The organism is Burkholderia sp. BCC1985 (genome assembly GCF_905339915.1).
GTDB lineage: Bacteria > Pseudomonadota > Gammaproteobacteria > Burkholderiales > Burkholderiaceae > Burkholderia.
The window spans coordinates 1-22,176 of sequence record NZ_CAJPGY010000020.1; the positions used below are offsets into that span (position 1 = coordinate 1).

General features: G+C 68.1%; 24 protein-coding genes. 11 read left to right on the plus strand and 13 right to left on the minus strand.

The window, feature by feature from the left end; genetic code table 11:
- Positions 1–933 (plus strand): PLP-dependent aminotransferase family protein (locus U4Z31_RS21045; protein ID WP_321811295.1); only part of this gene is annotated, 933 nt, incomplete at its 5' end.
- A 15-nt stretch (positions 934–948) separates the two neighbouring features.
- Here U4Z31_RS21045 and U4Z31_RS21050 read toward each other — a convergent pair.
- Positions 949–1,857, minus strand: a complete 909-nt coding sequence (locus U4Z31_RS21050; protein ID WP_124920944.1) for a LysR family transcriptional regulator — start codon at positions 1,855–1,857, stop codon at positions 949–951.
- A 179-nt stretch (positions 1,858–2,036) separates the two neighbouring features.
- Between U4Z31_RS21050 and U4Z31_RS21055 the strand changes: the two genes are divergently transcribed.
- Complete coding sequence (locus U4Z31_RS21055; protein ID WP_321811296.1) at positions 2,037–2,903, plus strand: NmrA family NAD(P)-binding protein; 867 nt, start codon at positions 2,037–2,039, stop codon at positions 2,901–2,903.
- A 52-nt stretch (positions 2,904–2,955) separates the two neighbouring features.
- Here the strand turns inward: U4Z31_RS21055 and U4Z31_RS21060 are convergent, their stop codons facing one another.
- A complete protein-coding gene (locus U4Z31_RS21060) occupies positions 2,956–4,389 on the minus strand; it encodes a nicotinate phosphoribosyltransferase (RefSeq protein WP_321811297.1) in 1,434 nt (477 codons plus the stop codon).
- Between the two features lie 74 nt (positions 4,390–4,463).
- Complete coding sequence (locus U4Z31_RS21065; protein WP_321811298.1) at positions 4,464–5,504, minus strand: bifunctional nicotinamide-nucleotide adenylyltransferase/Nudix hydroxylase; 1,041 nt, start codon at positions 5,502–5,504, stop codon at positions 4,464–4,466.
- Between the two features lie 184 nt (positions 5,505–5,688).
- Here U4Z31_RS21065 and U4Z31_RS21070 point away from each other — a divergent pair, with 184 nt between their 5' ends.
- Positions 5,689–6,141 (plus strand): type II toxin-antitoxin system RatA family toxin, encoded by a 453-nt coding sequence (locus U4Z31_RS21070; RefSeq protein WP_057929413.1) that lies wholly within the window; start codon positions 5,689–5,691, stop codon positions 6,139–6,141.
- A gap of 18 nt (positions 6,142–6,159) precedes the next feature.
- Here U4Z31_RS21070 and U4Z31_RS21075 read toward each other — a convergent pair whose 3' ends face one another.
- The 6 genes from U4Z31_RS21075 to U4Z31_RS21100 form a co-directional block, all read right to left on the minus strand.
- Positions 6,160–6,756 (minus strand): DJ-1/PfpI family protein, encoded by a 597-nt coding sequence (locus tag U4Z31_RS21075; RefSeq protein WP_321811299.1) that lies wholly within the window; start codon positions 6,754–6,756, stop codon positions 6,160–6,162.
- Positions 6,757–6,862: 106 nt separating this feature from the next.
- Positions 6,863–7,240, minus strand: coding sequence for an adenosylmethionine decarboxylase (gene speD / locus U4Z31_RS21080; protein WP_321807053.1), 378 nt, complete (start codon positions 7,238–7,240; stop codon positions 6,863–6,865).
- A complete protein-coding gene (locus tag U4Z31_RS21085) occupies positions 7,237–7,383 on the minus strand; it encodes a hypothetical protein (protein ID WP_170296473.1) in 147 nt (48 codons plus the stop codon). The genes speD and U4Z31_RS21085 overlap by 4 nt, the downstream gene beginning before the upstream one ends.
- Entirely contained in the window at positions 7,383–8,903 is a 1,521-nt protein-coding gene (locus tag U4Z31_RS21090; protein WP_321811300.1) for a DUF4178 domain-containing protein, read from the minus strand. Before U4Z31_RS21090 ends, U4Z31_RS21085 begins: the two co-directional genes overlap by 1 nt.
- A gap of 9 nt (positions 8,904–8,912) precedes the next feature.
- Entirely contained in the window at positions 8,913–9,965 is a 1,053-nt protein-coding gene (locus U4Z31_RS21095; protein WP_321811301.1) for an SPFH domain-containing protein, read from the minus strand.
- A 26-nt stretch (positions 9,966–9,991) separates the two neighbouring features.
- Positions 9,992–10,378, minus strand: a complete 387-nt coding sequence (locus U4Z31_RS21100; RefSeq protein ID WP_014898735.1) for a DUF350 domain-containing protein — start codon at positions 10,376–10,378, stop codon at positions 9,992–9,994.
- Between the two features lie 121 nt (positions 10,379–10,499).
- Between U4Z31_RS21100 and U4Z31_RS21105 the strand changes: the two genes are divergently transcribed.
- From U4Z31_RS21105 to U4Z31_RS21125, 5 genes are all read left to right on the plus strand, one after another.
- Entirely contained in the window at positions 10,500–12,014 is a 1,515-nt protein-coding gene (locus U4Z31_RS21105; RefSeq protein ID WP_321811302.1) for a polyamine aminopropyltransferase, read from the plus strand.
- Entirely contained in the window at positions 12,014–13,633 is a 1,620-nt protein-coding gene (locus U4Z31_RS21110; RefSeq protein ID WP_321811303.1) for an FAD-dependent oxidoreductase, read from the plus strand. Before U4Z31_RS21105 ends, U4Z31_RS21110 begins: the two co-directional genes overlap by 1 nt.
- A gap of 147 nt (positions 13,634–13,780) precedes the next feature.
- A complete protein-coding gene (locus U4Z31_RS21115) occupies positions 13,781–14,542 on the plus strand; it encodes an N-acetylmuramoyl-L-alanine amidase (protein WP_321811304.1) in 762 nt (253 codons plus the stop codon).
- 50 nt (positions 14,543–14,592) lie between these two features.
- On the plus strand, positions 14,593–14,982 hold the full coding sequence (locus U4Z31_RS21120; RefSeq protein WP_321811305.1) for a lysozyme inhibitor LprI family protein: 390 nt from the start codon (positions 14,593–14,595) through the stop codon (positions 14,980–14,982).
- A gap of 300 nt (positions 14,983–15,282) precedes the next feature.
- On the plus strand, positions 15,283–15,771 hold the full coding sequence (locus U4Z31_RS21125; RefSeq protein ID WP_321811306.1) for a hypothetical protein: 489 nt from the start codon (positions 15,283–15,285) through the stop codon (positions 15,769–15,771).
- A gap of 70 nt (positions 15,772–15,841) precedes the next feature.
- Here U4Z31_RS21125 and U4Z31_RS21130 read toward each other — a convergent pair whose 3' ends face one another.
- From U4Z31_RS21130 to U4Z31_RS21140, 3 genes are all read right to left on the minus strand, one after another.
- Positions 15,842–17,188, minus strand: coding sequence for a glutamine synthetase family protein (locus tag U4Z31_RS21130; RefSeq protein ID WP_044847930.1), 1,347 nt, complete (start codon positions 17,186–17,188; stop codon positions 15,842–15,844).
- A gap of 147 nt (positions 17,189–17,335) precedes the next feature.
- Positions 17,336–17,893 (minus strand): helix-turn-helix domain-containing protein, encoded by a 558-nt coding sequence (locus U4Z31_RS21135; protein ID WP_044847929.1) that lies wholly within the window; start codon positions 17,891–17,893, stop codon positions 17,336–17,338.
- 16 nt (positions 17,894–17,909) lie between these two features.
- Entirely contained in the window at positions 17,910–19,199 is a 1,290-nt protein-coding gene (locus U4Z31_RS21140) for an FAD-binding oxidoreductase (protein WP_321811307.1), read from the minus strand.
- A 246-nt stretch (positions 19,200–19,445) separates the two neighbouring features.
- Here U4Z31_RS21140 and U4Z31_RS21145 point away from each other — a divergent pair, with 246 nt between their 5' ends.
- From U4Z31_RS21145 to U4Z31_RS21155, 3 genes are all read left to right on the plus strand, one after another.
- Entirely contained in the window at positions 19,446–19,673 is a 228-nt protein-coding gene (locus U4Z31_RS21145; protein ID WP_321798814.1) for a DUF2945 domain-containing protein, read from the plus strand.
- The gene (locus tag U4Z31_RS21150; protein ID WP_044847926.1) at positions 19,670–20,248 is read left to right on the plus strand and encodes a DUF488 family protein; all 579 of its coding nucleotides are present in this window, start codon (positions 19,670–19,672) and stop codon (positions 20,246–20,248) included. Before U4Z31_RS21145 ends, U4Z31_RS21150 begins: the two co-directional genes overlap by 4 nt.
- 209 nt (positions 20,249–20,457) lie before the next feature.
- Entirely contained in the window at positions 20,458–21,195 is a 738-nt protein-coding gene (locus U4Z31_RS21155; protein WP_124485404.1) for a sulfite exporter TauE/SafE family protein, read from the plus strand.
- Positions 21,196–21,375: 180 nt separating this feature from the next.
- Here the strand turns inward: U4Z31_RS21155 and U4Z31_RS21160 are convergent, their stop codons facing one another.
- Complete coding sequence (locus tag U4Z31_RS21160; protein ID WP_321811308.1) at positions 21,376–21,954, minus strand: NnrU family protein; 579 nt, start codon at positions 21,952–21,954, stop codon at positions 21,376–21,378.
- Positions 21,955–22,176: the final 222 nt, after the last annotated feature.

A 22,176-nucleotide genomic window follows, 5' to 3' on the forward strand; every position in this document is an offset into this window, starting at 1 on the left:
GCGCGCCTGTCGACCGATTCGACGCTGTCGTCGATCGACCGGCTGCTGCTGGAGCCGGGCGACACCGTCGTGCTCGACGATCCGTGCTACTTCAACTTCCAGGCGCTGCTGCGCGCGCATCGCGCACGGATCGTCAGCGTGCCGTACACGCCGAACGGCCCGGATCTCGCGCGCTTCGAGCAAGTGCTCGCCGAACACCGGCCGCGCCTGTACATCACGAACGCGGCGCTGCACAACCCGACCGGCGCGACGCTCGCGCCGCCGGTCGCGCACCGGTTGCTCACGCTCGCGGCCGAGCACGGCCTGCTGATCGTCGAGGACGACATCTTCGCGGATTTCGAAAGCACGCCCGCGCCGCGCCTCGCGGCATTTGACGGGCTCTCGCGCGTCGTGTCGATCGGCAGCTTCTCGAAGACGCTGTCGGCCGCGATCCGCTGCGGCTACATCGCCGCGCGCCCCGAATGGATCGACGCGCTCGTCGACCTGAAGCTCGCGACGTCGTTCGGCAATGCGCAGATCGGCGCGAACGTCGTGCACCGGCTGCTGGTCGACGGCACCTACCGGCGCCATCTCGACGGCCTGCGTATGCGGTTGGCCGATGCGATGGGCGAAACGATCCGGCGGCTCGCACGCGCCGGGCTCGGGATCTGGACGGAACCGCGCGGCGGGTTGTTCGTGTGGGCCGAGCTGCCCGACGGGCTCGATGCCGCGCGCGTCGCGCGCCATGCGCTCGACCACGATGTGGTGCTCGCGCCGGGCAACGTGTTCAGTGCGTCGAACGGCGCAACGTCGTTCATGCGCTTCAACGTGTCGCGCTGCAAGGGGCCGGCGGTGTTCGATGCGCTCGGGCGGGCGATGGAGGCGGCGCGGATGTCGGAGCACGCGATCGCGCAACCGGACACGAACGGGCGCGCGCTCGCCGGCGAACGTTGACGGCGGGCGAGCGCGCTACTTGCCGGTCGCCACGATTTCCGCGACGAAATCGACGAATGCCCGCACCTTCGCGGGCGGCAGGTGACGCGACGGATAGTAGGCAAACAGCGGAAATGCCTCGCCGCGCCAATCCGCGAGCAGCTCGACGAGCCGCCCCTGCTCGATCAAGCCCGCTACCCCGCTCGCCTTGAAGCGTGCGATGCCCACACCGGCCAGACATGCACCGAGCATCGTGCCGGCGTCGTTGACGAGCAGCCTGCCCGTCGTCCTGACCGGCACGCGCTTGCGGCCAAGCTGATAGGTCCATTCGAGCGGCTGGCCGGTCAGCGTGTTGCGCATCTGGATGCACGCATGGCCCGCGAGATCGGCCGGCGCCGCAGGACGCCCGTGCCGTTTCACGTAGGCGGGCGCGGCGACCGTCACCGCGCGCGTCTCCAGCAATTTGCGCGCGACCAGCGACGACGACGGCGGCTCGCCGAACCGCACCGCAACGTCGAATCCGTCGGCTACCAGATCGCCGAGCTGCTCGCGCGCGGCCAGTTCCAGCGACAGATCGGGATGGCGTGCAAGCAACGCCGGAAGGTGCGGCGCCAGCACCCGCCGCGAGAAATACGCGTCGACGTTCACGCGCAATCTGCCGCGCACGGCGGCGGCCGAGCCGGCGGCCAGCGTCACCGCATCGCCGATGCCGGCGAGCAGCGGACCGATCTCTTCGTACAAGCGGCGCCCTTCGTCCGTCAGCGTGACCGAGCGCGTCGTGCGATCGAGCAGCCGCACGCCGACGCGCGCCTCGAGCCGGCCCACGGCCCGGCTGACGCCGGACGGCGACAAGCCGAGTGCGTCAGCCGCGCGCGCGAAGCTGCCGCTTTCGACGATCGCGGCCAGCACGCCCACGTTCGCCAGAATCCGCCCGTCGATCCCCAGGATTTCATTCATGACAAACAATCACCAATCAAATGACATGGATTCGATTCCATCAGGAATCGTCGCCTCCTATCATGCAACCCGATGCATCGCGACGGCAAGCCCGAACGCGGCATGCAGTTCCGGCGCCCGCATCTTTCGGCGCGCCTGCTCTCCCTTCTCGATGAGGATTTCAAACCATGTATGCCATTACCGGTATCACCGGACAGGTCGGCGGCGCGCTCGCCCGAACGCTGCTCGCGGCCGGCCGGCCCGTGCGCGCCGTCGCGCGCACCGCGGATCGCGCTGCGCCGTGGGTCGCGCGCGGCTGCGATGTTGCACTTGCCGAGATGACCGACACCGCCGCGCTGACGACGGCCTTCTCGAACACGGATGGCGTCTTCGTCCTGCTGCCGCCATGCTTCGATCCGGCGCCGGGATTCCCCGAAACGCGCGCCGTCATCGATGCCGTCGGTGCGGCATTGCGCGCCGCTCGGCCACGCAAGGTCGTCTGTCTGTCGACGATCGGCGCGCAGGCGACGCAGGTGAATCTGCTGACGCAACTGACGATGATCGAAAAGGCGTTCGACGACTTGCCGATACCCGTCACGTTCCTGCGCCCCGCGTGGTTCCTCGAAAATGCCGCGTGGGACGTAGCAACCGCACGCGACGCCGGCGTCATCTACAGCTTTCTCCAGCCGCTCGACAAGCCGGTGCCGATGGTCGCAACCGAAGATGTCGGCCGGACGGCGGCCGCGCTGCTACAGGACGAATGGACCGGCGCACGCATCGTCGAACTCGAAGGGCCCCGGCGGGTCAGCCCGAACGACCTCGCGAACGCGTTCACCCGCGTGTTCGGGCACCCGGTGCGCGCCGAAGCCGTGCCGCGCAGCACGTGGGCGGCGCTGTTCGATGCGCAGCGGATGCGCCACCCCGAGCCGCGCATGCGCATGCTCGACGGCTTCAACGAGGGCTGGATCGACTTCGAGTCGGCGCGCGCGGATGTCGTTCGAGGAGAAATCGACGCGGACGCCGTGCTGCACGCCCTCGTCGCCCGCGTCGCCTGAGCGCGACCGGGGCGGCGGCTGACGTTGCCACGCCGCCGCCCCGGTCGCCCGATCACGCCTCCCCCGCGTGCGCCCTCGCCCGCACCTCGGCGAATGTCGTATCGACCAGCATCCGCCCGGTATCGAACACCGTTTCGAGCGCGTCATCCCACTCGCCTTCCAGCGCGCGATCGTCCCACGCGACCGGCAGCGTCACCGTCCGGTATTCACCCGTGCGCCGACTGCGCAGCAACGTCAGCCGGCCCTGCTTCGAGCGCTTGCCCGGATCGGTAACCGGATCCTTGCTCACGTCGTGCCATACGTCGCCGCGCCGGATCGCCGAGCACTTCATCGCGAAGCGCTGCGTGTCGCGATTCACCTGCTGCAGCAGCGCGCCGCCCATCCCGAACACGACGTTGCCGGCCGCGTAGCCCGCGTCGTCGAGTGCGGAAAGGATCGCGTCGATCGACAGCTCGTCGACGCCGTCGCCCTGGATCACGCGCACGCGGTTCAGCACGCGGCGCCCCTTGCCGTTCACGGTCGAGCCGAACGAAGCGTCGAGCGCGCGCACGGTCTGCAGCACGATCTTCACCGGGTCGCCCGAATCGGGACGCACGACGAGCGTCGCGCCCGAGTCGATCACCGCCTGGCGCAGCGGACCGCCCCACATCTCGAGCGCGGCGAACAGATCATAGGAGTCCGACACGACCGACACGATCGCGCCCGGCAAACCGAAGCGAGTGATCATGTTCCGGTATGCATCGGCTTCGTGCTCACGCCCCCACGACGTGATCGTGCTGTGCTCAGCCGCGGGCACCGAATACGCGGCCATCGGCTCGCGATAGAAGCGGTTCGCGGCGAGCACGCCGAGCACCGTGTCCGAACCCATGAAGCTCACGAGGTGCGCCGCGCCGCCGATCGCGGCCGATTCCGCGCTCGATACGCCGCGCGCGCCGAAGTCGTGCAGCTTGAACGGCAGCTGCGCGAGATCGTCGTCGGTCTTCTCGATAAAGCGGCGGATCGTCTGCCGCAGGTGCCAGCTGCGCGTCGCGACCGTCACCGGGTACCACACGCGCAGCAGCATCGTCTCCAGATACGACGCGAGCCAGAACACCTTCGGGTCGTCGCATTCGACGGTCATCAGCACGTTGCGCACGGGCACGATCGAACCTTCGGGCACTGCCCGGATCCTCACGGGCAGGTAGCCGTCGTAGTGCTCGACGACATGACGCCAGCCGTCCTCGTTGAACGGTTCGCCGTGCACCGCGAAGAAATCGCGCGCGTCGTCGATCATCGCGTGCGTGACCGGCCGGCACAGATAGTCCTTCAGCAGCATCTGCAGGCCGAAGAACAGCGTGCGGTCATAGCGGCCGCCGCGCGACTCGACGTACGAGAACATCGCCTGCGCGTCGGGCGGGTATTGCAGAAAGTGGGAAGCCTTGTACGAATCCGTGTTGAGGATCGGATTGGCGAGAACCGCGGCAAAGCCGCCGGGATCGTTTTGCATGGCTAGAGCTCCTCTAGGCCGTTGACGTGCCGCCGCGTCTGTCGCGGCGGACCGGAATCCGGGGAATCAGCGTGTCACAGCTTCCCCAGGAAGTGATACGCGATCTCGAAGTGATCCTCGAACATCACGTTGCGCATCTGCGCGAATTCGTTGAGCGGCACCCAGCGCGCCTTGTCGGCGTCGTCGCTGCCCTTCACGCGCGGCAACTCGCCGGTCGGGAAGTTGAACAGGCATGCGTGCGTGATCGTGCGGCCGCGCAGCGAACGGGTCGGATGATCGAATACCTGGCGATCCTTGATCGAGCCGCGCAGCACGGGCTCCGGCAGCTTCAGGCCGGTCTCCTCGCGCAGTTCACGGATGCAGGCCGCGTCGAGCCGTTCGTCCTGGTTCACGAACCCGCCCGGCAGCGCCCACAGGCCGCGGCCCGGTTCGCTGCGCCGGCGCACGAGCAGGATATGGCCCGAGTGCACGACCACCGCGTCGACCGTCACGAACGTGACCGGATACGGCGCGGCCGACCACGCCTTGCGATACCCGGCGATAAATTCGGCCTCGGCCTTCAGCTGTGCGAATGCCGGCTGCGTGCGAAAACGTTCGAGCCAGCCGAACACGGGTTCCGGCACGGCCCATTGCACGAAGCTGTTGGTGCGTTCGGCGAAATACTGGTCGCGGATTTCGGTGGCGGAGATGTCTTCGGTCGCATCGACGTCGACGAGCTCCCATTGCGGGAACATCCGCAGGTAATACGACGTGGCGTCCTTCTCGTGGCCGATCAGCCCGACCCTGCGCTGCGCGACCTCGCCGAGCGAGGCGGCCACGGCATCCTGCACCCAGCGCACCCAGTCGCCGTCGTTGTACGTCGAATCCTGCACGGGCGCGACCGTCACGCGCTCGCGCTCGGACGGCTCGAGCAGCGAAGCCAGCATCTGGCAGCGCTCGTCGAACGAGAATGGATCCTTGATGGTGCGGGGCTTGTCGGTCGATCCGATCAGCACGCATACGCGCTCGGCCCGGCTCAGTGCGGACTTCAGCACGTTCAGATGACCACGATGCGGAGGCTGGAAACGACCAATGAAAACGAGCGCGTCGAAGCGCCGGTTCTGTTGCGTACTCATGAGGCTCCCTCAAGAGATTGAAACGCTTCGGGTCTGTCCCGAAGGCATGGAATCGATCGTAGGGGAATTCCCGGAGAAGGTCAATCGAGCGCGCGCTCGACTTGACGAAGTCTGAAGAATTGCTCGGCTTTGGCGGGTTACACTCGATTTCATCCTGATTACACCGTTGCGCTTGCTACCCATCATGAGGATCTCAGTCAGCCGGATCGTCGGCGTCGATCGCAGACGCCTCTTCACGTGGTCGCAGGACTACGCGCGGCGGCTCGTGTGGGACAGCTTCCTTGCCGACGCGTACCTGCCCGACGGGATGACGGCCGACGTCGGCGTCGATGCGTTCTGCCGCAGCCAGTCGGGCGCGACGATGGTGTCGCGCTACATCTCGTACCGTCCGCCGCAGGTCGCGGCCGTCGAAATGGTCGACGGGCCGAAGGTGCTCGAACGCTTCAGCGGCAGCTGGAATTTCACCGAGCGCACACCGGGCACGACCGAAGTGAAGTTCACGTATCACTTCCGTGCGCAGCCGGCATGGCTGCGCTGGCTGCTCGAACCGCTGATCGGCGCGTTCTATCTCGTGCAGACGCGCCGGCGTCTCGACTCGTTCAAGCGTTGGGCCGAAGCCGAAGCGCTGCCGCACTGACGCGCGACGCCGCGCGCATCAGAGGAACGGCGAAATTTTCGCGATCGCGCGCGACACGTAATCGTCCTTCTCGCCCACCGGCGCCACATAGTGAATCGCACTGCGCGCGGCCTCGACGCCGGCCAGACGCGCGATGAACCAAGCAGCCAGATACTGCGACGACAGGCACCCGCCGGCGGTCGCCACGTTCCCGCTGGCCACGAACGGCTGGTCGAGCACGGCCACGCCGGCTTCCTGCACCCACGGCTTCGTGGTCAGGTCGGTACACGCGGGGACATCGCCGAGCCATCCCAGCTTCGCCAGCACGAGCGTGCCCGAGCACTGCGCGCCGAGCAACTGCCGCGCGGGGTCGAACTGCAATTGCGCCATCAACGCGGCATCGGCGACGACATCGCGGGTCCGCACGCCGCTGCCCACCAGCACGGCATCTGCGTCGCGGGCGTCCTGCAGCGACGCTTGCGCGTCGATCGTCACGCCGTTCATCGAGCGCACGCGGGCGGTCGGGCTCGCGATCGACACCCGCCAGCCCGGCTGCTTGACCCGGTTGAGAATGCCGAGCGCGATCAGCGAATCGAGTTCGTTGAAACCGTCGAAGGTCAGGATGGCGATGTGCATGGGGGCCTCTGCGTGGGGACGTCGTACCGCCCGATCATAAGCGGTTCGCGCCATCGGTGCGTGCGCGTCATCGCGCGCGCGCCGCCGGCGCCTGCAACCCGACCGCTTACGCGACGCCGCGCGCCACCTGCTGCCGGACCTGCGCGTGCGTGCCGAGCGCGGCGGCGATCGCATCGACCGCCTCGGCCGCGCGCGCGGCGCCGCACATGAACGCGTCGACGGCCGCGAAGCCGTGCTCCGGCCACGTATGAATCGTGATGTGCGACTCCGCGAGCAGCACGACACCCGTCACCCCGTGCTCACCGCCGAAATGATGGAAATGCGCGCCGATCACGCGTGCGCCGGCCTGCTGCGCGGCGTCGGTGAGAATCGTCTCGAGCCGCGCCGCATCGCGCAGCAGCATCGCGTCGATGCCGGCGAGATCGGCCAGCACGTGCGAGCCGAGCGTCGCTCGCGGCGCGGCGATACCGTCACGTGCCGTCATTTGTGCGACCCGTACGACGAATAGCCGCTGCGCGCCGACGAACTGCCCCACCCGCTGCCGCCCGAACCGCTGCCGCCGAGCGACGCGCAGCTGAACAGCGTGACGACGATCAGCCCGTAAAGTCCGTAGAGGATGTAACGCATTACGAGTTGCCCCCGTCGGACGCGAAGCCCTTCCACAACCATTCTGGCAGCCACAGCACGAGCAGGCCGATCAGCACGTAGACGGAGCGGCCGCTGAACGAGAACAGCGACCCCAGGTTGAAGATCACGAGCATCGCGCTGAACACGATCGGCAGCGGTGCGAAGCTATGCGGCTGCTTCGCGCCGAACAGGCCCGTCGACGTCCCGGCGGAACCCGTTGCGGACGCAACCGCTGCCGTCGCGAGCGCCGGCGTCGCGAAGCGTTCGGCCAGTGCGCCGGCCGACAACGGCCGCGCACGCGACCAGACGATTTCCGCGGCGCTGCGCTCGCGCGTGAGCTTGTCCTTCTGCCAGCCGTAGTCGGCGATCGACGTGCGGTCGCCGACCTGCACGCGCCAGTTGAACGCGCCGACCACGTACACGACTTCCGAGTCGTACGTCTCGCGCAGTCGATAGGTCTTGCCTTCGTCGGTGACGTCGGACTCGCCGCCGATCGTCGGCCAGTGATCGAGCACCTGCACGCGTTCCCAGCGCCCTTCGCTCTGCACGAGCCACAGGAAGCCGCGTTTCGGGTTCAGCAGCAGGTATTCGTCCCACGTCTCGTCGTCGTCCGGCACGCGGCAACGCATCATGCCGATCACCGTGTACTTCACGCCGTCGAACGTGCCGGTCGCGCCGAGTTCCAGCGTGCCCTTCACCGCATCGAGCTTGCGCTGCGCGGCGAACACGGTCTGCTGCTCGGCCGTGCACTGCACGCCCGCGTGACAGCTGCCGCACACGACGTAGTCGGCCAGGTTCGGTGTATAGGACAGCGGCGCGCCGCAGCTCGGGCACGCGAACGGCACCATCTGCGCGCCCCGTTTCTCGCGCGTATCGTTGTCGATATCGCGCAGTCCCGTGAACGCGAGCGCGTCGAACGCCATCGCTTCGCCGCTGTAGACAGCCGGGCTCCCGCCGTTCGCCTCGGCGTCGGAATAGTCGTAGGTCGCGAATGCGTTGCCGGTGCGCAGGTCGACGACGCGCGCTTCCCAGCCCGCATCGATGCGGAACGGCAACTCGCCGTCGCCGCCCGTGCAGCGCGCGGTACGCCTGTCGGACACGAGATACGCGCGGCCGCCGTGGTCGATCCGCATGCCCGGCTCCAGCGTGCCGAACGCGGGCCACGCGCCGCCCGACGCATCGTCGGGCTCGCGCACCGTGACCGCATACTGGCCCGACGCATCCGACAGCCAGCCGAATGCACCGTCGTCGAACACGACGTACCACTCGCTCCACATGCCGGCGTCGTAGGTCATCTGGATGCGGCCGAGCACCGTGAACGTGCGCTTGCCGTAGCGCCCGGCCGTGCCGATCTGGATCGGCGACGCGTCGTCGAGCACCGTGGCCAGCTCGCCGATGCGCTCGACGTCGGCACCGCGCTTGAACAGCGTGCTGCGACAGAACGCGCAGACGGCCATCACCGCCGCCGCCGAGCGAAACTCGACCGGCGCGCCGCACTGGGGGCACGAAGTACTGAACATGCGCGACGCTTACCGGGTGAGCTTCGCGAGGATGTCCGCCTTCGCGCGCGAATAGTCTTCTTCGGTGACGAGGCCCTTGTCGAGCAGCGCCTTCAGCTGTTCGAGGCGTTGCACGTAATCGGTTCCTTCGGCCGCTGCGGCCGGCTGCGCGGCGGCAACCGGTGCCGCGACGGGCGCGGGCGGTGCGGCCGGCGCCGGTTGCGCGGCGCCCGCGATCTGGCCGGCCATCGCCTGCCCGATCACCGCGCCGGCCGCGAGCCCCGCGCCGACACCCGCGATGCCGCCCGGGTTCTGCGCGGCCAGCGGAATCGCCTGCGCCGTCTGGTATTGCGTCGCGCGGGCGAGATCGCCGGCCATCCCCGCGCCGATCCGCAGGTCGAGCGCCTTTTGCAACTCGGCCGGCAGCGACACGCTTTCGACCGCGAATGCATCGAGCGCGAGGCCGTAGCGCGTGAACACCGGCACCAGCGCCTCGGCGACGCGTTGCGACAGCAGCGTCTGGTTCGCGGCCATGTCGACGAACGGCACGTCGGCGGAACCGAACGTCGTGCTCATCGCGGTGACGACCAGGTTGCGCAGCTGCTGCTCGAGATCGTCGACCGTGTACTGCGCGCGCGTGCCGCTCACCTCGCGGTGGAACGCGGCCGCATCGACGATCCGGTACGAGTAGATGCCGAACGCGCGCAGCTGCACGAAGCCGAATTCGCGATCGCGGATCGTCACCGGCTGCGCGGTGCCCCAGCGCCGGCCGAGCTGCAGGCGCGTGCTGAAGAAGTAGACATCCGACTTGAAAGGCGACTGAAAGCATTTGTCCCAGTTCTTCAGGTACGTGAGCACCGGCAGCGTGCGCGTTTCCAGCTTGTACAGCCCGGGCTGGAACACGTCGGCGACCTTGCCTTCGTTGACGAAGATCGCGACCTGCGTTTCGCGCACGGTCAGCTGGCCGCCGTACTGGATCTCCTGGTCTTCCATCGGATAGCGCCAGGCCAGCACGCCGTCGGTGTCTTCCGTCCATTGCAGGACGTCGATGAACTGCTTGCGGATAAACGAACCCAGACTCATGTCGGTCTCCCAGGACGCGTGGCGTGTCAGGTCAGGCAGGCGGCATTGATGATGCCGACGACGAGCGATGCGGTGCCCATCAGGCCACCCATCGCGACGTTGCGATCCTCGATCGCATGGTTCATGCCGGGAATCAGGCGGGTCAGCACCGCATAGGTGACGAGCTGCACGGCCATCGCGCCGACGGCCCACAGCACGACTTCGCCGAGCGTCGAGTTGTGCGCGATGCTGGACGCGAGCGTCAGGCAGAAGCCGACCAGCGCGCCGCCGAACGACAGCGTCGCGGCCGCGTTGCCGTCGCGGATCAGGGCCAGTTCGTCGAACGGGGTGACCTTCAGGTACACTGCCGCGAACACGAAAAGCAGCACGAACGCCGACAGCAAATGAACCGCATAAAGATAGGCACTATTCATTCTTTTCCTCGGATTTTGTGCTCGGTTCGCCGCCCCGTCGCAGGCTGGCCCATGGCGGGCCACCCCACGAAAATCCGCGCCAGTATATCCACATTGACGAGCACTGCACAACGGACGCGCCATGCTGCATAAGCGCGCGCTCGTCCTGTCGATCCTCGTGCTCGCGTCGTGCGGGCTCGGCTACGAACTGATCAGCAGCGCGCTGTCGAGCTACCTGCTCGGCGATTCGATCCTGCAGTTCTCGTCGGTGATCGGCAGCTACCTGTTCGCGATGGGGATCGGCTCGTGGCTCGCGAAGTTCGTCGAGGACGACGACGTGCTCGACCGCTTCGTCGACATCGAGCTGCTCGTCGGCCTGCTCGGCGGCGTGTCGGCAGCGCTGCTGTTCGCGGTGTTCGCGTGGCTGGCCGCGCCGTTCCGCGCGGCGCTCTACGCGCTCGTGCTCGCGCTCGGCCTGTTGATCGGGATGGAGATTCCGCTCGTGATGCGCGCGTTCCAGCAGCGCCGCCAGGCGTTCCGCCATACCGTCAGCGAAGTGCTGACCTTCGACTATCTCGGCTCGCTCGCCGTGTCGCTGATCTTCCCGCTCGTGCTCGCGCCGCGTCTCGGCCTGTTGCGCACGAGCTTCCTGTTCGGGCTGCTGAACGCGTTCGTCGCGCTGTGGACCACGCACCTGTTCCGCGCCGAGATCCGCAACGTGCGCGGCAAGCTGATGCGCGCGTCGCTCGTGATCGGGCTGCTCGTCGCCGGCTTCGCGCTGTCGGATCGCATCACGCACTGGGCCGAGCACGGCGTGTACGGCGACGAGACGATCTATTCGGAAACGACGCCGTACCAGCGCATCGTGCTCACGCAGTGGCACGACGACATGCGGCTGTACCTGAACGGCAACCTGCAGTTCTCGTCGCGCGACGAGCATCGCTATCACGAGGCGCTGATCCATCCGACGATCGAGGCGCTGCCGTGGGCGAGGCGCGTGCTCGTGCTCGGCGGCGGCGACGGCCTCGCGGTGCGCGAACTGCTCAAGCACCGCAATCTCGAACGGATCACGCTCGTCGATCTCGACCCCGCGATGACGAAGCTGTTCTCGACGTCGGCGCCGCTCGTGAAGCTGAACCAGGGTTCGCTGAAGGACCCGCGCGTGCAGGTGATCAACGACGATGCGGTGCGCTGGCTCGAATCGAATGCCGACGTGTACGACGCGATCGTCGTCGACTTCCCCGATCCGACCAACTTCGGGCTCGGCCGGCTGTATTCGGTGCCGGTGTTCCGGCTGCTCGCGCGCCACCTGTCCGAGAACGGCTATGCGGTGATCCAGTCGACGTCGCCGTACTTCGCGCCGCACGCGTACTGGACGATCATCGCGACGATGCGCGAAGCCGGCTTCAACACCTGGCCGTACCATTGCTACGTGCCGTCGTTCGGCGACTGGGGCTTCGTGATCGCCGGCAAGCGTCGCGACTTCACCGTGCCGACACGCTATTCGGTGCCGACGCGCTGGCTCGACGCGCAGACGGCCGCCGAGATGTTCCACTTCCCGGCCGACATGCCGGCGCTGCCGATGTCGCCGAACGAACTCAACGACCAGCCGCTCGTGCGCCGCTTCGACGACGACTGGAAGCACGTGCTGCGCTGATGGATCGCCGCACGTTCCTCGTCGCGTCCGCGGCGGCGTCGCTCGCCGCGTGCGGCCGCACCGGCTGGATCGAGACGACGCCGCGCGTCGGCTACCCCGGCATGCGCGAAGGCCATGCGCTGCGCGACCACGCGGCGCTGCCGCCGCCGTCCGGCACGATCGAGACCGACGTCGCGGTCCTCGGCGCGGGCGCGGCCGGGTTGTCGTGCGCGTGGCAGCTCGCGCGCGCGGGACACACACGCTTCGTCGTGCTCGCCGGTCCCGAATTCGGCGGCAATGCGGCCGGCGGCCGCTTCGGCGAACTCGGCTATCCGAAGGGCGCGCACTACCTGCCGCTGCCGTCGCTCGAATCCGCACATCTGCGCGACATGCTCGCCGATCTCGGCGTGATCGAAGCGGCGCCGTTCTCCGCGCAACCCGCGTACGACGAACGCGCGCTCGCGCACGCACCCGACGAACGGCTGTTCATCGGCGGCCAGTGGCAGGACGGCATCGTGCCGACGGCCGGCCTCGACGCCGATGCGCTCGCGCAGCAAACGCGCTTCTTCGCCTATACCGACAGCCTGCGCTCCGCGCGCGGCGCGGACGGCCGCAAGGTGTTCTGCATCCCGCTCGCGGAATCGTCGCGCGACCCGCGCTGGCGCGCGCTCGACCGGCGCTCGTTCAGGCAGTGGCTGCTCGACGAGGGCTACACCGCGACCGCGCTGCACTGGTACCTGAACTACTGCTGCCGCGACGACTACGGTGCGGGCTACGAGCACGTGTCCGCGTGGGCCGGCCTGCACTATTTCTCGTCGCGCGGCGGCCACGCGAGCGATGCGAGCGACGGCGCCGTGCTGACCTGGCCCGACGGGCTGCATACGATGGTGACGAAGCTGAGCGACTCGATCACCGCGCGCACCGGCTCGAACGCGTGGTCGCGGCGCGGCTTCGCCGTTCGCGCGACCGAGCGCGCGGGCGGCGTCGACGTGCTGTGTGCGCGTGTCGGTGACGACGGCACGCTGTCGACGTTCACGCTGAAGGCGCGGCGCGTCGTCAGCGCCATGCCGCTGTTCGTCGCGGCTCGCGTGTTTCCGCAGTTGCGCGCGTACGGTTTCGATCCCACACGCGACCTGCCGCCGCGCGCGCCGTGGCTCGTGTCCAATTTCCTGCTCGACGGGATGCCGGCCGAGGCAGCCGGCGTGCCGCTCGCGTGGGACAACGTCGTCTACGACGGCGCGGGGCTCGGCTATGTCGTGTCGACGCACCAGCTGATCCGGATGTCGCCGCCGACCCGCTCCGTGTTCTCCGCCTATCAGGCGTTGAGTACGCAAACGCCGGACGACACGCGCCGCTGGCTTGCCCAGGCAAAGCCCGATGCGTTGCGCGAACAGGCGGCGATCGACCTCCAGGCCGTCTACGGACGCGAACTGTGGAAGCACGCGACGGCGCTCGAGATCACCGTGCGCGGCCACGCGATGGCGACACCCGATGTCGGCTTCCTGAGCCGGCCGGGGCTGCTCGCGCTGCGCGAGGCCGACGGCCCCGTCGTGTTCGCGCATGCGGACCTGTCCGGGCTGTCGCTGTTCGAGGAAGCATCGTACTGGGGCATGCTCGCGGCCCGGCGCGTGCTCGCCTGAGCGCCGGTTTCCGCCGCGCGCGACGCCGCGCATTCCGTCATTGCGGCGCCGCCGGCAACCGCTATAATCGCGCGACATTCCGACTGCATTGAGCAGGCCGACGGTGCGCGCCATACGACGCGCCGCATACCCTCCTCGACAACAACAATGACAAACCGAACCCTTCGACGCCTTCGTCCGTTCGTGCGCGCCGCCGCGCGCCTGCTCGCATGCGTCCCGCTGTTTGGCGCGCCGCTCGCGCTGCATGCGGCCGATGCGGCGGGTCCGGACGCACAGCCGGCCTCCGGCCGCTACGTCGTCGTCGACACCGGCCATACGCCGGCCCACCCGGGTGCCACCGGCGCAAGCGGTCGCGTCGAATACCGGTACAACCTCGACCTGTCCACCGCCGTCGCGCAGACGCTCGCCACGCACGGCGATCGCGTGCTGCGCACGTCGGCCGACGGCCGCGAGATCGCGCTCGACCAGCGCTCGACGCAGGCGTCGGACGCAAATCTGTTCGTGTCGATCCATCACGATTCGATGCAGCAGCAGTTCATCGACGCGGGCCGGCAGCGCGAATTCCGCGGTTTCGCCGTGTTCGTGTCCGAGCGCAATCCGCACTACGCGGAAAGCCTGCGTTGCGCGAACGCGATCGCCGAACGCCTGGTCGCGGCCGGCGAACGGCCGTCGCTGTATCACGCGCAGCCGATCAAGGGCGAGAACCGCCCGCTGATCGATCCGCAACTCGGCATCCACCGCTTCGACGATCTCGTCGTGCTGCGTACCGCGCCGATCCCGGCCGTTCTGGTCGAGGCGGGCGTGATCGTCAATCCCGACGAGGAAAAACGGCTCGCGCAGCGCGAGACGATCCAGCGCCTCGCCACCGCGATCGCGGGCGGGATCGACGCATGTACGGCGGCCAGGTAAAGGCGCCGCCGGTCGGTTTCAACGATTTTCACCCAGTGAGGAGCACCACAATGATGAAGAAGAATCTGCTCGTTTCCTGCGCGCTGCTCGCGCTTGCCGTGCCGTTCTCCGCGCAGGCGGCCGGCTGCGGCAAACCGCGCAGCGCGTTCGACCAGGTGTACTGCAGCAGCAACGAGTTCTCGCAGGTCGACCGCGAACTGAACGACGAGTACGGCCGCGTGCGCAAGCAACTGAGCGGCGACCAGCAGGCGAAGCTGAAGACCGGCCAGCTCGCGTGGATGAAGCGGCGCGACGACCGCTGCAGCGAAACGCGCGACGACGGCTATCTCGTGAACCTGCAATGCGCGATCGACGCGACGCAATCGCGCCTGTCGTTCCTGCGCGAACGCGAGCGCGAATGCGCGAGCACGGGGTGCGTGACGGCGAAGCTCGGCGAATAACCATGCCGCCGGCGCTGCGCCGGCGCGCTACGGACGAACCGGGGATGGCCGCGTTCGGCCATTCCCGTCATTCGGCCCTTGACCTGCCATCTCGTCCGCATGCTCGTCCCCGTTCATGCCGCGCTTGTCCGCGACCCGGCATTGTGTGGCACCCCGAACGATCGTCCCGTGCCGTCCTCCCCCCGACGCCCCGCCACACCTTCGGTCCATTTCCCGCCGCGTGCGCCGCCGATATCGTGCTCGTGTCCATTCGCATCGCGGACACATCCCGACCGACCGATATCGAACCGGAGGCACATCATGCAATACGCATACCGTGGTGAAGACAACGCCCGCGCGGGCAAACCCGGCCGCACGCCGGCGGACGTCAAGGCGGCAGGCGGCTTCGCGCCGTGGCAGGCGAAAACCGTCGACGACGCGAAAAGCAATCTCGTGAAGCTCGTCACGACCGGCACGCTCGCGCAGCAGGCGCAAAGCTGGTGCATGTACAAGAACAAGGAGAATGGCTGGTTCTTCAGCACCGGCACGGACACGCAGACGGCCTACGACAACTACGACTTCTTCTATCGTCTCGCGATCGACGGCCTGAAGAAGGTCGACTGGAGCGTGTTGAAAACCGACGTCAAAAGCATGAGCCTGTACCTGAACGGAACGACGCTCGACGACTCGACGCTGATCGCCGTCGTGTGGTCGGTGCGCCCGACGGAATTGCTGGTCATGACGCCGGTCGCAACCGCAGCCGTCGAAGTGAAGGACGGCGAGCACTGGAACGCCTTGTCCACGTATTGAGCGGATTCGATCGCAAGCGACGATGCAAGCCGATTGCGCGTGGCCCGCGGCGGGGTCACGCGTGATGTCATCACAGGAACCACCGATACTCGCGCGCCCCGATCTCGTTGCGAAAATCCAGCTCCTCCTGCCGCTTGTTCTCGCAATACACCATCACGAATTCACTGCCGAGCCCGTCGCGCACGGCCGCGTGATCCTGCATCGCCGCGACGGCCGACAGCATCTCCTTCGGGAAATCGATCCCGCTGCCGCGATCGTCGTTGAGCGGCGCGATCGGCTCGATCCGTGCGTCGAGCCCGTGCTCCATCCCGGACAGGATCGCCGCGAGCACCAGGTACGGATTCGCGTCCGCGCTCGCGAGCCGATGCTCGATGCGCAGATTGCGCGCATCCGATTCCGGAATCCGGATGCACGCGTCGCGATCCTCGAAGCCCCAGCTTGCACGGCTCGCCGCATTCACCATCGAGCCGTAGCGGCGGAACGCATTGTGGTTCGGCGCGAATACCGGCATGCAGTGCGGCAGCAGCGCGAGGCAGCCGGCCACCGCATGCCGCAGCGGTCGCTGCGCGTCCGCCGCGAGCAGGTTGCGGCCCGCGTCGTCATACAGGCTCACGTGCACGTGCATCCCGCTGCCCGGCGCATGCAGGTACGGCTTGCCCATGAAGCTCGCACGATAGCCGTGCTGCAGCGCGACGCCGCGCGTGCTGCGGCAGAACAGCGCCGACCAGTCGGCCGCGCGCAGCGCGTCGTCGGTATGGCCGAAGTTGATCTCGAACTGGCCGGGCCCGAGCTCGGCCGTGATCACCGTCGCGTCGACGCCCTGCTCGCGCGCGGCCTCGACCATCTCGTGCAGCACATCGGAAAACCGCGACAGACGTTCGATGTGCATGTTCGGCTGGTCGTCGCGGTCGTCGCTCAAGCGGTCGCGCGGATACTGCGGCAGCCCGTCCGCGAGTTGCGCGGCGAACAGGTAGAACTCGAGCTCGAACGCGACGACCGGCCGGATGCCGCGCGCCGCGAACCGCCGCAGCACGCGCGCCAGCACCTCGCGCGGCTCGAACTCGATCGGCGCGTCCGTGCCGTCGGAGCTGATCAGCATCTGCGCGAGCGGCTGCCGCTCCCAGCGCACCGGCTTCAGCGTGCCGGGAATCAGGCGGCGCGGCGCGTCAGGGTCGCCGTCGTTGAAGCAGTAATCGCCGATCTTGTAGAGGCCGCCTTGCGTGCCGAGCAGCACGCAGTTCTGCGGCAGCTTCAGCAGCGAGCCCGACGCGACCTTCTCGAGCGCATCGATCGGATAACGCTTGCCGTAGAAATGGCCCGGCAGGTCGAGACAGATCAGGTCGACATAACGGATCTCGGGATGCGCCTGCCGGAATGCGCGGACTTCATCGACCAGCACGGGAACGACGTCAGCCATGTCTCATCCTTTCCATGTCTTGTATGACGGTGCCGCGGCGCGGCGAACCGGACTCATCGGCATGCGGCACGCCACATGCCCGATGTCGATCAGTACTGCAAACCAGCAGCACGGCGCGACGATCCGTGGGACCGCCCGCCGGCGAACTCAGGTGAACACCCAGATCACGCGCGCCGGCGCGTCGCCCAGGTTCGCGTAACGAAACCGCTTGTGCGCGGGAAGCTGGAATGCGTCGTTCGGGCCGAGCGTGACGGGCGTGTCGTCGCCGTCGATCCAGATCGTCAGCTCGCCTTCGAGCACGAAGCCGCCCTGCTCGTCGCTGTCGTCGACGGAGCGCTCGCCGCTGCTCGCGCCGGGCGCGAGATGGCTCTCGAGGATCGAGAAGCGCGAGCGCATGTTCGGCGACACGAGGATGTCCGTGATGCCGGCCGCGTAATACACGGTGCGCCGCTCGTCGGGCCGCGTGACCCACGGCACGCTGCGCGGCTTGCTCAGGCTGTAGAAATACGTCGTCGGCACGCCGAGCGCCTCGCCGATCGCGGTGAGATCCGCGACCGTCGGGCGCGACAGCCCGCGTTCGACCTGCGACAGAAAGCCGACCGAGCGGCCGATCCGTTCCGCGAGATCGTTGAGCGTGACCTTGCGATGCTTGCGCAGGTCGCGGATCAGGATCGCCAGACTTTCTATCTCTTCCTGTTCGTTCATGATGAGTTCCGGTACGTCAGACGGTATCGCGCAAACGGTACCAGGCCTTGCCGATCGCTTCCAGCGGCGCGGCGAGGCGGTCGCCGCCGGGAAAGCGCGGGTTGCGGATGCGCTGGTACTGCGCGAGCAGGCGATCGTCGCCGAGCACGGCATCGGCGACCGCACGCGCGCCGGCGAGCGTCGGCAGCACGCCGTGCCCCGAGAAGCCCTGCAGCCAGAAGCGCTGGCCGCGGCGGCCGATGTCGGGCGTGCGGCGCATGCTGATGTCGATGTGACCGCCCCACACGTAGTCGAGCGGCACGCCGGCCAGTTGCGGGAACACGCGTTCGAGATGCGGGCGCGTCGCGGCCGCGATGTCGGCCGGAATCCCGCCGAGATACGTGCAGCCGCCGCCGAACAGCAGGCGGTTGTCGGGGCTCAGGCGGAAGTAGTCGGGCACGAACTGGTTGTCGATCACACAGCTGTTCTGCGGCAGCAGCGAGCGGGCGACGTCCGCCGAAAGCGGCGCGGTCGCGACCTGGTAGGTGCCGACCGGCAGCAACCGGCGCGACAGCTCGGGATCGAGCCGGTCGACGTACGCGTTGCACGCGAGCACCAGCACGTCCGCGCGCACTTCGCCGTGCGCGGTGCGTGCGACGTGACCGCCGGCCGTCTCGCGACAGTCGAGCACGCGGCTTTGCTCGAAGATGCGGCCGCCGGCCCGTTCGATCGTTTGCGCGAGACCGAGCGCGAGCTTCAGCGGATTCAGATGGCCGGCCTCGGGATCGTAGAGCGCGGCGAGATAGCGCGCGCTGCCGATCCATTCGGGCATCTCGTCCTGCCCGATCACGCGCAGCCGGTCGTAGCCCCAGCGCTGCGCGGCTTCGTCGCGGGCCTGTGCGAGCAGCGCAACGCGACGCGGCCGCACCGCGGCCCACAGGCTGCCGGGCCGATAGTCGATGTCGAAGCCGTGCCGCGCAGGCAGTTCGCGCACTTCGGCCGCGGCCCAGCGCATGCTGTCCCACAGCACGCGCGCGCCGTCGCGGCCGAGCGAATCCTCGAGCGGCTGCATGTCGCACGACCAGCCGAGCAGCGCCTGTCCGCCGTTGCGGCCCGATGCGGCCCACGCGACGCGGCTTGCTTCGAGCACCACCACGCGCTTGCCCGCGAGCGCCAGGCGCAACGCCGTGTGCAGCCCGCTGAAGCCCGCGCCGACCACCAGCACGTCGGCGTCGATGCGTTCGTCCAGTTCGGGACGACGCGGGATCGGCGCCGGGTAGGTGCCGGCGTAGTAGCTTGCGACGTGACGGTCGGACTGCACGAACATGCGGGCTCCCGTGAAATTTCAGTCGGCTAATTTCATGAAAAATTAGCACGTCAATTTCACGGAGGCAAGCGGGAGGATGGGATCGTCGTCGTTGGGAAAATGAAGGCTCGCAGGGCGCCGGCACGACGCTTGCGCCCGCAGTCCGGCACGCTCCCGCCGCCTGCATCTTTTTCCATGCCCGGCGAGCGCCGATAACGCGTACGGCAACGACCGACGACACCGCACCGATGCAAGGGGGCTCCCCGCATGACGACGCCATTCAAGCCGGGCGACCACGTCCGCTGGAATTCCGAAGCCGGTTACGTGACCGGCACGATCATCGCGATCCACACGCAGGATCTCGACTACAAGGGTCATCGCGAACACGCATCGCCCGACAATCCGCACTACGAGATCAGGAGCGACCGCACCGACCACATCGCCGCGCACCGCGGGCACGTACTCGAACGCGTTGCCGGCAAGGACGATTCGTGACGCTCCCGTTCTACACGATCGGCCATTCGAACCGCACGCTCGACGCGTTCATCGAGATGCTCGACGCGTCCGACATCGCGCTGCTCGCCGATATCCGGAAGATGACGCGTTCGCGCATGAATCCGCAGTTCAACGAAGCAACGCTTCCCGGCGCGCTGGCCGCGGCCGACATCGCCTACGAGCACATCGCCGCACTCGGCGGCCTGCGAGGTAAGTCGCTCGGCGTGCCCGACGACGTCAACGACTTCTGGACGAACCGCAGTTTCCATCGCTACGCCGATTACGCGCTGTCGCCCGAGTTTCGAGCGGGCCTCGACCAGCTGATCGCGCAAGGGCACCGGCAGCGCAGCGCGATCATGTGCTCGGAAGCCGTGTGGTGGCGCTGTCATCGGCGCATCGTGTCCGACTACCTGATCGCGCGCGGCGAAACGGTGCTGCACATCATGGGCAAGAACCGCGTGGAGCCCGCGCGTCTTACTGCCGGCGCGGTGATCCGGGACGACGGCACGATCGTCTATCCGGACGTCGAAGGCCATGCGCCAGCGGAAACAGCCGACACGCAGCCGAACGCGTGACGCGACACCGGTCGGGTGCGTGACGGCGTGACGGCTCAACGGTGCGAGCGCGTCGTGCCCGACGCAACGCCCCACGTCGATCGCCCGCGCCCCCCCGCGCCCCCGCAACGCCGCGCGCCGGCCCGCTTTGCGCCGCCGCGATCCTGCATTACCATCGGGCGTCCGCCGCGCGTACCCGCGCGCCCCGCCACTTCTCCGCTTCCGCACCCATGCTCGCCCTCATCATCGTCGCCGGCCTGTGGGCCGGCCTGCAAAACGCCCTCGCGGGCGGCGGCTCGTTCGTCACGCTGCCCGCGCTGATCGTGTCGGGAATGTCGCCGCTCGCGGCGAACATCACGTCGACGGTCGCGCTGTTTCCCGGCCAGGTCACGACAGGCTGGGCCAGCCGGAACATGGTGCGCGGCGCGGGCAAGCTGTCGTTTCGCGCGCTGTTCGCGATCAGCGTGGTCGGCGGCGCGCTCGGCGGCCTGCTGCTGCTGAAAACCCCGTCGTCGATCTTCTCGCACCTCGTGCCGTGGCTCGTGCTGTTCGCGACGGTCGTGTTCGCATGGGGCAGCTTCTTCCGCAAGACCGGCGCCGGCACGCAGCATGTCGGCCCCGTCACGGCCGCGATCTCGCAGTTCCTGATCGCGATCTACGGCGGCTACTTCGGCGGCGGCATCGGCTTCCTGATGATGGCCGCGCTGACGATGGCCGGCCTGTCGCCGCGTCATGCGATGTCGACCAAGAACGCGCTCGCGGGCGTGATGAACGCGTCGGCGGTCGTGCTGTTCCTGACCTCGCCGCACCTGCACTGGCAGGCGGCGATCGCGCTCGGCGGCGGCGCGATCGTCGGCGGCCTGCTCGGCGCGTGGGCGCTGCACCGCGTGAACGAGCGCGTGCTGCGGATTGCGATCGTCTGCATCGGCGCCGCGCTGACCGTGGGGCTGTTCGTCAAGCCGATCTGACGCACGAGCGCCGATCGCGCCGACGGCACGCATGCCGTCGGTCGCGACGAACTCGCCATCGATCGGCAGGTGCGTCGAGCGATGGGGGGGCAATGCGCCCGCCTCGATGCCGCGGGCGGATTCGCGGGCGCGGCGGGCGGCTTGCGCGCCGCGCTCGTCAATGCTTGCAGGCGCGCGCGTTCAACCGAACGGCCGCACGCCGATCAGCGGGCCGTGCAGGAACCAGGCGAAGACGGCCCATACGACGAGTCCGGTGACGATCGCCACTGCATCGCCCGACAAGCTGCCGGCCGGATAGCGGACGCCGTTGCGGCGATCGCGCGCGCGCCACACGACGAAATCGACCAGCGACCACACGAAGAATGCGCCGAACAGCACGACCGCGTGCAGCGTGCCGTTCGCGAGCAGGTGCGCGATCGCCCATACCATCACGCCGGCCACCATCGGATGGCCGACGAGCGTCTTGACGCGGTTGCGCGGCACGTAGGACGCGGCGATCAGCACGAACGCGATCGCGGTCAGCATGCCGGTGAGATGGCGAACGCCGACGGGCGACACCCACAGCAGCGTCCCGCCCTGGCGCGCGATCCCGTAACCCCAGATGATCAGCACGAAGCCGACGATCGACGCGATCGCATAGGGGCCCTTCCAGCGTTTCTCGCCGATCCGCTCGATGGTCGCGGATCGCCAGCCGTCCGCGACGATCCGAATCGAATGCACACCGAGGAAGATCGCTAAACCGAGAATCAGGACGAGCATCGGTTGTCTCCGTCTGGAACGATGAGTGGGGAATCATTCGCGCGGCTTTCGATGCGCCGTTCGCGAGGCCGGCGACACGGCCGGCGCGGGTCGCGCCAGACGCGGACGCGATCCGCGCCGATCATAAACGCCGTAGCCGCCGTTGTGAAGCATGACGCACGCACGGTTCGGCAAGGTTGATGCTTTCGTATATCCCGTGCAGTTGGCAGGAATCAGGCGCAT